The 12246-nt window shown below is 48.7% G+C and carries 9 protein-coding genes; 6 read left to right on the forward strand and 3 right to left on the reverse strand.

Features of this window, described 5'->3' with window-relative positions; genetic code table 11:
• Positions 1-133: 133 nt before the first annotated feature.
• The gene (gene leuS, locus CCC32_RS05135; RefSeq protein ID WP_278840070.1) at positions 134-2992 is read right to left on the reverse strand and encodes a leucine--tRNA ligase; all 2859 of its coding nucleotides are present in this window, start codon (positions 2990-2992) and stop codon (positions 134-136) included.
• Positions 2993-3352: 360 nt separating this feature from the next.
• Between leuS and CCC32_RS05140 the strand changes: the two genes are divergently transcribed.
• From CCC32_RS05140 to CCC32_RS05160, 5 genes are all read left to right on the forward strand, one after another.
• Positions 3353-4477 carry an AAA family ATPase gene (locus CCC32_RS05140; protein WP_287072761.1) on the forward strand — a complete coding sequence of 375 codons (1125 nt, stop codon included), beginning with the start codon at positions 3353-3355 and terminating at the stop codon, positions 4475-4477.
• Between the two features lie 341 nt (positions 4478-4818).
• On the forward strand, positions 4819-5919 hold the full coding sequence (gene ychF / locus CCC32_RS05145) for a redox-regulated ATPase YchF (protein ID WP_022316910.1): 1101 nt from the start codon (positions 4819-4821) through the stop codon (positions 5917-5919).
• Positions 5920-5994: 75 nt separating this feature from the next.
• Positions 5995-6834 carry a prolipoprotein diacylglyceryl transferase gene (gene lgt / locus CCC32_RS05150; RefSeq protein ID WP_022316909.1) on the forward strand — a complete coding sequence of 280 codons (840 nt, stop codon included), beginning with the start codon at positions 5995-5997 and terminating at the stop codon, positions 6832-6834.
• A gap of 81 nt (positions 6835-6915) precedes the next feature.
• A complete protein-coding gene (locus CCC32_RS05155; protein WP_287072763.1) occupies positions 6916-7719 on the forward strand; it encodes an RsiV family protein in 804 nt (267 codons plus the stop codon).
• 22 nt (positions 7720-7741) lie between these two features.
• Positions 7742-8377, forward strand: coding sequence for an O-methyltransferase (locus CCC32_RS05160; protein WP_022316907.1), 636 nt, complete (start codon positions 7742-7744; stop codon positions 8375-8377).
• 175 nt (positions 8378-8552) lie between these two features.
• On the opposite strand, the gene CCC32_RS05165 is transcribed toward CCC32_RS05160, so the two are convergent.
• Complete coding sequence (locus CCC32_RS05165) at positions 8553-9356, reverse strand: gluconate 5-dehydrogenase (protein ID WP_022316906.1); 804 nt, start codon at positions 9354-9356, stop codon at positions 8553-8555.
• A gap of 337 nt (positions 9357-9693) precedes the next feature.
• On the opposite strand from CCC32_RS05165, the gene CCC32_RS05170 reads away from it, so the two are divergent.
• On the forward strand, positions 9694-10344 hold the full coding sequence (locus tag CCC32_RS05170; RefSeq protein ID WP_044074031.1) for a hypothetical protein: 651 nt from the start codon (positions 9694-9696) through the stop codon (positions 10342-10344).
• 764 nt (positions 10345-11108) lie between these two features.
• Here CCC32_RS05170 and CCC32_RS05175 read toward each other — a convergent pair.
• Positions 11109-12245 (reverse strand): ATP-binding protein, encoded by a 1137-nt coding sequence (locus tag CCC32_RS05175; protein WP_287072767.1) that lies wholly within the window; start codon positions 12243-12245, stop codon positions 11109-11111.
• Position 12246 lies beyond the last annotated feature (1 nt).

Consider the following 12246-nt stretch of genomic DNA (forward strand, 5'->3'; position numbering starts at 1 on the left):
GTTAAGGTTATTTATAGGGCCGGTTTTTCTCTTTGCCAGGCCTTGTTTCTTTCTTCTCAGAATGTTTCCAATCCCCTCCCCTGCTCCATCCGCCATTTATCGGCAGCAGGTCAGGGAAGGGATTGTATGAGGATTATTTTATCACCACGTTAACGATTTTCTTAGGCACCACGATGACTTTCACAACCTGTTTGCCTTCGAGGTATTTCTGGCTCTTCTCGTCGGCGAGCACCTCGTTCTTTATCGTCTCGTTGTCGGCGTCAACGGGGAATGTCTTCTGGTAGCGCGCCTTTCCGTTGAACGATATCGTGAGCTGCATGCTGCTTTCCACGAGATATTTCTCGTTGAACTCAGGCCATTTGGCGTCGCATACCGTAGTCTCGTTGCCGAGCTGATGCCACAGCTCCTCTGCCACATGCGGTGCGAATGGCGAGATGAGAACCACGAGGTCTTGCAGCACCACCTTGCTGTGGCATTTCATCTGCTGCAGTTCTCCCACGCAAATCATGAATGCCGAGATGCTCGTGTTGTATGAGAAGTGCTCAATGTCGCGGGTCACCTTCTTGATGAGCTTGTGTATGCTCTTCAGCTGTTCTGCCGTAGGCTCTTCGTCGGTTGGCAGGAATTGTCCGTCGCGGCTGAAGAACAGTCCCCACAGCTTTTTCAGGAAGCGGTGGCAACCGTCGATGCCGTTGGTGTCCCAAGGCTTGCTTGCCTCCACCGGACCGAGGAACATCTCATACAGGCGCAGAGTGTCGGCACCGTATTTCTCTACGATCATGTCGGGGTTCACCACGTTGAACATCGACTTCGACATCTTCTCTACTGCCCATCCGCAGATGTATTTTCCGTCTTCCAGTATGAACTCGGCGTTCTCATATTCAGGTCTCCATTTCTTGAAAGCCTCCAGATCGAGCACGTCAGCGTTCACGATGTTCACGTCAACGTGTATCGGAGTAGTCTCATATTGGTCTTTCAGTCCGAGGCTCACGAACACCGGTGCCTTGGAGTGGTCGTCGCTGTTTATGCGGTATACGAAGTTAGAGCGTCCCTGTATCATTCCCTGGTTCACGAGTTTCTGATATGGCTCCTCTTTGCAAGAGCATCCGTAGTCATACAGGAACTTGTTCCAGAAGCGCGAGTAGATGAGGTGTCCTGTGGCATGCTCCGTACCTCCCACGTAGAGGTCCACGTTCTGCCAGTATTCGTCCACATCCTTTGCCACGAGTGCCTTGTCGTTGTGTGGGTCCATATATCTCAGGTAGTAAGCCGACGAACCGGCGAATCCCGGCATGGTGTTCAGCTCCAGCGGGAAAATCGTGGTGTCGTTGATGAGCGCCTTGTCCACCACTTCGTTCTTCTCCGTGTCCCAAGCCCATTTCCTGGCGTGTCCCAATGGCGGCTCGCCTGTTTCCGTAGGCTTATACTGGTCTACTTCAGGCAGTTCCACAGGCAGACACTCTTCCGGTACCATGTATGGCATACCGTCCTTGTAGTATACGGGGAATGGCTCACCCCAGTATCTCTGTCGTGAGAATATGGCGTCGCGCAGGCGGTAGTTCACCTTCACCTTTCCGATGCCATTCTCCGTAACGTATTTCTTTGTCGTTGCGATAGCCTCCTTCACGCTCAGTCCGTTGAGCGAGAATCCGGCGATGGCGTTCTTTGCCGTTGGTGCCGGTGAGTTGCATACCGTTCCCTCTTTGGCGTCGAAGCTCTCCTCGCTAACGTCGGCACCCTCGATGAGCGGGATTATAGGCAGGTTGAAATGCTTGGCGAATGCGTAGTCGCGTGAGTCGTGGGCAGGCACAGCCATGATGGCTCCCGTACCGTATCCTGCGAGCACGTATTCAGAAATCCATACAGGGATGTTCTCGCCCGTGAAAGGGTTCACGGCATAAGAGCCTGAGAACACTCCCGTAACCTTGTGGTTTGCCATGCGGTCGAGCTCTGTGCGCTTCTTCACATAGGCGAGATATTCGTCCACCTCAGCCTTCTGTTCGCTTGTGGTGAGTTTCTCCACGAGTTCGCTCTCAGGCGCCAGCACCATGAATGTCACTCCGAAGATAGTGTCGGCACGTGTTGTGAAGATGGTGAAGTCCCAGTCCTGTCCGGCCACTTTGAAGTTCATCTCCGTTCCTTCCGAGCGTCCAATCCAGTTGCGCTGGGTCTCCTTGATGCTGTCAGTCCAGTCCACCTGGTCCAGTCCGTCGAGCAGTCTCTGTGAGTAAGCGCTGACGCGCAGACACCACTGGCGCATCTTCTTCTGCACCACGGGGAATCCTCCGCGTTCCGACACACCGTCCACCACCTCGTCGTTGGCGAGCACCGTGCCGAGACCGGCACACCAGTTCACCATCGTCTCTCCGATGTAAGCTATGCGGTAGTTCATGAGCACCTGCTGCTGCTCCTTCTCCGTCATCTGCTTCCATTCCTCGGCGGTGAATGTCAGTTCCTCGCTCTTTGCCACATTCTCTGCCGCCTCGCTGCCTTTCTCTTCAAACATCTTCACCAGCTCTTCGATAGGCATTGCCTTCTGGCATTTCTGGCAGTAGAATGATTTGAACATCTTCTGGAAAGCCCACTGTGTCCACTTATAGTATTTCGGGTCGCATGTGCGCACCTCTCTGTCCCAGTCGAACGAGAATCCTATTTTGTCGAGCTGTTCTCTGTATCTTGCGATATTAGTCTCTGTGGTCACTGCCGGATGCTGTCCTGTCTGTATGGCATACTGCTCCGCCGGCAGTCCGTAAGCATCGTATCCCATCGGGTTGAGCACGTTGAATCCGTTCTGTCTCTTGTATCTTGCGTAGATGTCAGAGGCGATATATCCCAACGGGTGTCCCACATGGAGTCCTGCTCCCGAAGGATAAGGAAACATGTTGAGCACGTAGAATTTCTTTTTCTCCTTGTCTTCCACGACTTTATAGGTCTTGTCTTCCACCCACTTCTGTCGCCATTTCTTTTCGATTTCGTTGAAGTTATACTCCATTGTGTTATATGTGTTTTATTGTTTTTCGTGAATAAAAATTGTATTTATATGTTGAGTTCAATCTGCAAAGATAGTCATTATATTCTGTATATACAAGTTTTGATATTTTTTTGTTCAAGTTCGTCATGTCTTTGACATGCAGTATTATGTATTCCCTGTCGGGTGTGATGCCGTTAATAGCTTCAATTGCATTTTCACCGGCAAGTCCTAACGTCTGGTTTTCGTCAATGCAATGAAATACCCGCAAGTGTAATGAAAAGGTGCCATAAAATTGTGTGTAAGCAAATAAATCGTTATATTTGCAAAGTGATTACGCAAAATGCGTAACGCAAAATGCGTAATGATAATAAAACGTTGGTTATGAGAAAGATAGATAATCCTTTTTTGTTGTATGGATACGAAGGACCAGAGTATTTCTGCGACCGTAAGAAAGAGAGCGAAGACATTATATCATCGTTGACAAATGGCTGCAATCTCACCCTTATGAGTCCGAGAAGGTATGGCAAGACAGGTCTTATACGTCATGTGTTTCATAAGATAAAGGAGATGGACAACGATGCCGTCTGCTTCTATATCGACATCTATGCCACCAATTCTCTGTATGATTTCGTGCAGACATTCGCCAAGGCGATAGTCGGCAAACTCGACACGCCGCTACAGAAAGCCGAGAATGCGATAACAAATGTTTTCAAAGGCAGTCAAATCACGATGTCTACCGACTTCATGACCGGCCTTCCTCAGGTGTCGCTCAGTTTCTCACCACAGTCGTCGGAATCCACTCTCGACGAGATATTCTCATATATAGCCCAGTCAAAACGCCGTTGCTACATTGCCTTCGATGAGTTTCAGCAGGTGTTGGAATATCCTGAGAAAAACGTAGAAGCACTCTTGCGCACCCATATCCAGACTATGAGCAACGCCCGCTTCATATTTTCCGGAAGCCGTTTGCACATGATGATGGAAATGTTCAATTCACCAAAGCATCCCTTCTACAGAAGTACGGAGAAATTGAGCCTGCATACCCTCGACGAGGCTGTTTATTTTGCCTTTGCAGAGGATAAGTTGAGAGAGAAAAACGTTTCCATCTCACCGGAAGTTTTCCATGATATCTACGACAGCGTGGATGGAGTGACATGGTATATACAGGCAGTGATGAACCGCCTCTACCGTCTCTCCGACATGGAAGTAACCCGTAAGAAACTGGACGAGGTGGTGCGTCAGATAATACTGTCAGAAGAAGAAGACTACAAACGCCTGTTCCATCTGCTCACAGCTAACCAGGCAAACCTTCTGCTGGCGATAGCGAGGGAAGGCAGCGTGGCGGAACCTATGTCGGGACCATTCATCAGCAGGCATCAGCTCAAGACGGCAAGCAGCGTGCAAAGAGCCTTGAAATATCTTGCTGACGAAGAGTATGTATATCTTTCAGACAAAGGATATATCGTGTACGACCGCTTCTTCGGAGTCTGGCTCAGAGGATTATGATCAGGCATACCATGCGCAGGCAGAAATGAAACATCCCTTTTTACACTCGTAGAATGCAAAATTTAATGAAATATATGCCTGCGGCAAACAGTTTTCTCGAAATTATGCGTCCGTTGAGTGTAAAATTCTTATATTTGCAGATTGATAGTAAAAACAGAAGACGGCAGACGGGCATTCGGGTTGACGAGGAAACGAGTTGACACGGATATTTTCATTTGCCCATACAGTCGCTGTTTGCAAGCTCTGCCCTCCCCCATTGCCGGATGCCAATTCCGGAATAAGGGGCAGGGTGATAATGTTTTTTTCAGAAAACAATAAAAGAATAAATATAAAACTAAGACATGGCACTAAAATGTGGTATCGTTGGACTCCCTAACGTGGGAAAGTCCACTCTTTTCAACTGCCTCTCAAGCGCTAAGGCACAGGCGGCAAACTTCCCTTTCTGTACTATAGAACCTAACGTCGGTGTTATCACCGTGCCCGACGAGCGACTCACGAAGCTCGCCGAGATAGTACACCCCGGACGCATCGTGCCGGCAACCTGCGAGATAGTAGACATCGCCGGACTCGTGAAGGGAGCAAGCAAGGGCGAAGGACTCGGAAACAAATTCCTCGGAAACATCCGTGAGACCGACGCCATCATCCACGTGCTGCGCTGTTTCGACGACGACAACATCACACACGTTGACGGAACGATAGACCCTGTGCGCGACAAGGAAATAATCGACACCGAGCTGCAGCTCAAAGACCTGGAGACCATTGAGGCGCGACTGGGCAAGCAGCAGAAGGTGGCACAGGCAGGAAACAAAGATGCCAAGGTGGAAGTGGGTGTGCTCGAGGCTTACAAGGCAGCCCTGGAGCAGGGAAAGAACGCACGCACCGTGGAATTCGACTCTAAGGAGGAACAGGAAGCAGCACGCAACCTCTTCCTGCTCACCGCAAAGCCTGTGCTCTACGTATGCAACGTTGACGAGACTGCCGCCAAGACAGGCAACGAATACTCAAAGCGCATCGAAGATATCGCCAAGGAAGAAGGAGCGGAGACTCTCGTGATAGCCGGAAAGACAGAGGAAGACATCGCCGGACTGGAGACATACGAAGACAAGAAGATGTTCCTCGACGAGCTCGGACTGGAAGAGAGCGGCGTGAACCGACTCATCAAGAAAGCCTACTCGCTGCTCAACCTCGAGACTTTCATCACCGCCGGAGAGATGGAGGTAAAGGCATGGACATACCACAAGGGATGGAAGGCGCCACAGTGTGCAGGAGTGATACACACCGACTTCGAGAAAGGTTTCATCCGTGCAGAGGTGATAAAATATGCCGACTATATCCAGTATGGATCAGAGGCAGCCGTGAGAGAAGCCGGAAAGCTCGGCATCGAAGGCAAGGAGTATGTGGTGCAGGATGGCGACATCATGCATTTCAGATTCAACGTGTAGACGCCCCGTCAACTCGTCAACTCGTCAACTCGTCAACTCGTAGCATGTCAACGACATGTGAATAAAAAATAGAAAATGCTTTTCATTGACTGGAACCCAAGCATAGAGGCCTTCAGGATAGGCTCCTTCGCCATGCGCTGGTACGCCCTGTGCTGGCTGATAGGACTCCTGGCGGCATACTTCATAGTGAGGCGCCTGTATATACAGCAGAAAATCAAGGAGACGCTCTTCGAACCGCTCTTCATATACTGCTTCCTCGGAATACTCATCGGCGCACGACTCGGACACTGTCTGTTTTATGAACCGGACTATTTTCTCTCCTCAGGCCAGCACATTGTGGAGATGTTGATACCCATACGCTTCCTGCCCGACGGAGGATGGCGCTTTACGGGATATGCCGGACTGGCAAGCCACGGCGGAACGATAGGACTCATCATCACGCTGCTGCTATACGTCAGGAAGACGAAGCTGAATCTATGGACGGTGCTCGACAACATCGCCATAGCAACGCCTATAACGGCGTGTTTCATAAGGCTTGGCAACCTGATGAACTCGGAGATAATAGGAAAAGTGACCGATGTGCCATGGGCATTCGTGTTCCAGCAGGTGGACATGCAGCCAAGACACCCGGGGCAGCTGTATGAGGCGATAGCCTATGCGCTGCTGTTTGTCATCGGACTGTATTTCTACAGAAAATCTCCGCAGAAGGTGGGCACGGGATTCTTCTTCGGACTCTGTCTCACATATATCTTCACGGCACGCTTCTTCATAGAATACACCAAGGAGGTGCAGGAGGCTTTCGAGGCCTCTCTCCCACTCGACATGGGACAGCTGCTGTCGATACCGTTTGTCGTAATCGGCATATTGTGTATGAAAGGCGGGAAATGGATGACATGGCTGGCACAGAAAGTATGATCCCCAACACCAGATAACCTATTGACAGCACAGTCTGGCAAGACAGGCTGGCACTATTATTAATCTAAACAAAAACCGATTATGAAAACAAAAGGCATTATTCTGGGAGCTTTGGCCACATTGGTCATGTTCTCTTGCGGCGGAAACAAGGCTACTGCCAGTGAGCAGTTGCAGACAGACTCTGTGGTATACAACCATAGCGACAAGAGGATGGAGATAAGAATAGTCTTCGACTACCCCACTGCCGGCAATCAGTATCTCAAAAACTCCATTGCCGAATATATCAGTGAGCAGCTCGGAGCCACTTACATGGGATCGCTCGGAAACAAGGATTCGCTGTTGCAGCATTATGTGGCAGACACGAAGAAATATCTCAATGCCAACATCGAGGAACTGGGACTTGACGCCGACCAGATGGTGTCGTGGAGCGCAGATATCAGAAAAGACTGTGAGACAGACAAATACGTGACCTACACCTGCGGCATCTACCAGTATCTTGGCGGTGCCCACGGCATGGGCAACATGAGCGGCATGACGTTCCGCAAGAGCGACGGCAGACGCTTCGGCAGCGAGATACTTAAACAGTCTGTCTATGGCGACACATCTTTCAACACCATTCTCAAAGAGGGAATGAAAGACTATTTCCAGGAGTTCGACGGCAAGAGAATGTCCGATGATGAACTGCAGAGTATGATAGTGGGAGCCGATTGCACAGTGGATTTCCTGCCGCTGCCAAAAACAGCACCATATCTCACCAAGGAGGGCGTAATGATTATCTATCAGCCATACGAACTGTTTTCTTATGCCGCAGGCTGCGTGAGATTCATCGTGCCATTCAGCAAAATCAAGCCATACCTCAATGCTGAGGTGCTGAAGATGCTGTAAGTATCATCACTCAGATTGGACAATGAATTCAGAAATAGAAAAGTATATCCTCGACCATAGCGACCCGGAGGGCGATTATCTGTATCGCCTATACCGCGCCACCAATATCCATCTGCTGCATGGACGCATGGCGAGCGGACATCTGCAGGGTAGGGTGCTGAAGATGCTCGTGAGGATGATCCGTCCGAAGAACATCCTCGAGATAGGCACCTTCAGCGGCTACAGCGCCATCTGTCTGGCAGAAGGACTGGAAGAGGGGGGAATGGTGTATACCTTTGAGATAAACGACGAGCAGGAAGACTTCACGCGTCCCTGGATAGAGCAGTCGGCTGTCGCCGACAAGATACGCTTCATCATCGGCGATGCAATGACCGAGGCTCCCAAGCTCGGAGTGGAGTTCGACATGGCATTTGTTGACGGCGACAAGCGCACGTATATGGAGTCGTATGAGATGGTGCTCTCGCTGCTCAGACCCGGAGGATTCATCCTTGCCGACAACACACTGTGGGACGGACATGTGGTGGACCACGCCTACGACAAGGACAAGCAGACACACGGCATTGAGGCATTCAATGACTTCGTGGCGCACGACCCCAGAGTGGAGCGTGTGATGCTGCCGCTGCGCGACGGACTCACGCTGATATACAAGAAACCATAAACCCCAATCGGTCATTATGCCGTTTGAAAGAAAAACAATGCGCCTCAAGCTCTTGTCGATGACAAAGATGCTTGAGGCGCATTTATTTTCTATTTCCCCAGATAGGTCTCAGAGAGAGACACACAGGGTGGGGGAGTGATATTTTTACGGTCGTGTTCCTTCTGTCGTCAGCATATCAAGGCTGCTTGCCGATATAAGCCAGGATACCACCGTCAACGTAGAGCACGTGGCCGTTTACGAAGTCGCTGGCATCAGAAGCGAGGAATACGGCAGGACCCATCAAGTCCTCTGGAGTTCCCCAGCGTGCGGCAGGAGTCTTGCTGATGATGAAGCTGTCGAAAGGATGGCGGCTGCCGTCAGCCTGACGCTCGCGCAGCGGAGCGGTCTGTGGAGTGGCGATATAGCCAGGGCCGATACCGTTGCACTGGATGTTGTGCTCGCCGAACTCAGAGCAGATGTTGCGGGTGAGCATCTTCAGTCCGCCCTTTGCAGCAGCGTATGCAGAAACTGTCTCACGACCCAGTTCGCTCATCATTGAGCAGATGTTGATGATCTTGCCGTGGCCCTTCTTTATCATTCCGGGGATAACGGCCTTCGACACGATGAATGGAGCGTTGAGGTCGATGTCGACAACCTGGCGGAAATCCTCCACGCTCATCTCTGTCATAGGGATGCGCTTGATGATGCCGGCGTTGTTCACGAGGATGTCGATGACGCCAAGTTCCTTCTCGATGTCGGCAACCATCTTCTTCACCTCCTCCTCATTCGTAACGTCGCAGATGTAGCCCTTTGCCTCGATGCCCTTAGCCTTGTAGTCGGCGAGAGCCTGGTCCATATGATGCTGTGAACGGCAGTTGAAGGCAATCTTCGCACCTGCCTTTGCGTAAGCCTCGGCAATGGCGAAACCGATACCGTAGGCTGCTCCCGTAACGAGAGCTACCTTGCCCTCAAGGGAGAAATTCTTTGAGAATGTATCCATATTAGTATTTTTTAGTTAGTTTGTTATTTATCGAATATGTATTATTTAGTTTGTCGTTTTTATTGAAAGGCAACAAGACCGTATACCTAATACCCGTTTTGTCTTATATTCCTTATTTTCATTCTGTTGCCCTCTCGTGGCGGCAGTATCTTGGTTTGTAAAACTTGTTATATGAAAATCCTTGTTTTCATAACCGTTTGTGGCTGTTTAACCCCAATCGGTCATTAGGCCGTTTAAAACGGGTATTATTATTATCAGCGCACAAAGTTACGAAAAATAATTCTTTTGTTTCCACATTTTTTCTTAAGTTTGCAGAAATTAATCAAATGATACTACTATGGCTGGCATTTCTTCTCTTTGGCAAGATGATTATTGGCTTCTGGTGATGCAACTGTATATGCGCAAACCCGTAGGGCTGAAACGTATGTATAGCAGGCAGATGGTGGATCTGAGTATCGAACTGCATCTGCCGCCATCCTTTATATATGAGAAGATGTTCGACCTGCGCAACGGTTCCACACCGTTTCTCAGCAGCTTGATGCAGCGCTACAAGGACAATCCACGGCGGTTGCGTGCCGACGCTGCCAAGGTGAGGAGCATGATGGGATTCTCCTGCGCTTCGGCATTCTATGATGGGGTGGAGGTGAAGGAGACTTTCGAGAAGGACTTCCGCCAGATTCCTCATTGTGAACCGCTCACGCCGGTGGCTCTCATCCTCGTGCTCGACCTCTATTTCCGTCTCACGCCGATTACGATGGTGGCATCCACGCCCGAGGTGGAGGAGCTGGCGCGGCTGATAGGCGTGAAGGCAAGGGTAGTGGAGGATGTGCTCAACGTATATCAGATTCTCGATCCGTATCTCAACCGGCAGGAATTTATGGTTACGCCGCTGCTCCAGCCTTGTCAGCAGATATGGCAGCGCTATGGCAACGGCAGCATAGAACAGCTCGCAGCACTTGCCGCCCAGCTGCGCGACTATTATGCCTGACGATTTCCGCCTGTCGTGACATTGGTCTTCATTACCTTTTATATATATAAGGGTAATCAAAACTACAGAAAATGGGCAAGCAGCGTGCCCATGTGGGGCAACGTGCTTGCCCATCATGGGCAACGTGCTTGCCCCTGTTGGGCAGATTTTCTGTCAGACGGATGCCCAATAAGTTGATGTTGTAATACCCATATCCCTGTTTTCAGAATTCTGCCAACGCATGCCATTCCTGCCGTCTGAATTCCTTTCATCTGATAATTGTAAGTAAGCGTATCCGCGATGCAGTCTTGTACACATTCAACTATCAGCCCTTTCATCAGCAAACCATCCAGACAATTGGCTGACAGTTGACTATCAGGCAACTCTCTGTCTGTCAGAGTATTACAACAAAAAACCAGACAATCTGACAGTTTCTCAGAAATTCTCGTTTTTTACTAAAAATCAGCGATATTTGCACCTTTTACTCATATCTACCAACTTAACCCCCAATCGGTCGGTTGTTAGGGCTTGCTTGGATTTTGCTCTTTTAGAAGAGAGGATTTGGATTAAACCCAAATCGGTCATTAGGCCGTTTAATGTATAATTTTAATAACTGCTTGCAGTCTTTTGCTTTTTATAAGGCGTCTTTTGCTTGTTTTTAATTCGCAATAGCCCGCTATTACTCATTAAAAGCCAAACAAAATCCACTCTTCTAAAAAACAAAATCCAGGCAAGCCCTAATGACCGATTTGGGTTAAAGAGACAACACTGTGTGCTACAGATTATCATATACCTTCGCTCCAAAGTCTTCTGAAAAAATCAATGATATGGATACACTCTACATCTCCCATCTTTCTGTTGATAGGATCTAACGAAACTATCAACAGTTTGCTTTCAGGATAATCAGAGGCGAAAGTCTTGAGACCTTTTAAATGCCTTGGCAGTACCTCCTCTACAGATTTTATCTCTATTGCAACTCTTGCATCACCAATCACAGCATCCACCTCTTGACCAGTATAAGCCCTCCAATAACTCAATTGTTCCATACTTTCCTTATAACTCAGCCAAGCTCTTAGCTCTTGAATTACAAGGTGTTCGAAAGCATGACCATACTCTGCCGTGCCTCTCACCAATTCCTTACGATGCAACAAATGATTGGCTACACCTATATCAAAATAATAGAATCGAGGAGCCTGCACCAATCTGCGTTTCATTGTTTTGGTATAAGCAGGTACACGGAATCCTAAAAGAGTGTCCTCCAATATATCAAAATAGTTACCAACAGTATTGGCACTTACACCACAATCTTGAGCTATATTATTGTTATTTATCATTTCGCCATCTGTTAATGCCGCAACCTCCAGAAAACGCTGAAAAGTGTTTAGATTCCTTACAAGAGCCTCTTCCTTGATTTCTTCTTTTAGATAAACATCAATATATGCAGATAGACGGCGATGCGGATTCTTTGCCAGATAATGCGGTGGCAACATTCCATAATTGATAGCTTGTTGTAAATCAAAGTCGGGAATCTCAGCACTCACAAAAGGAAATAGATATACAGGATATGCTCTGCCTCCCAATGTATTATAGCCTTTGCGTTTCAATTTTCTGGCACTTGAACCACATAGAATAAACACAAGTCCTTTCTCTGACATCAAACGATGTACTTCATTAAGCAACTCAGGCACTTCTGGTATCTCATCTATAATAACAAGCGTACCTACTTCCTTGTTAGAAAGCATCTCATAAAGCAGAGAAGGCCGACGACTGAAGCGCCCCTTTATAGTTGTATCCAACAAGTCAATGTATATACTGTCTGGAAATTTCTGACGCAAAAAGGTACTTTTTCCTGTCTGACGGGCACCAAACAAAAATATACTATCCTCTAACTCCTTGTCAATATGGCATATACGTTCAATCATA

Origin of the sequence: Prevotella sp. LMAG:51 (assembly GCF_008680225.1) — a bacterium.
Lineage (GTDB): Bacteria > Bacteroidota > Bacteroidia > Bacteroidales > Bacteroidaceae > Prevotella > Prevotella pectinovora.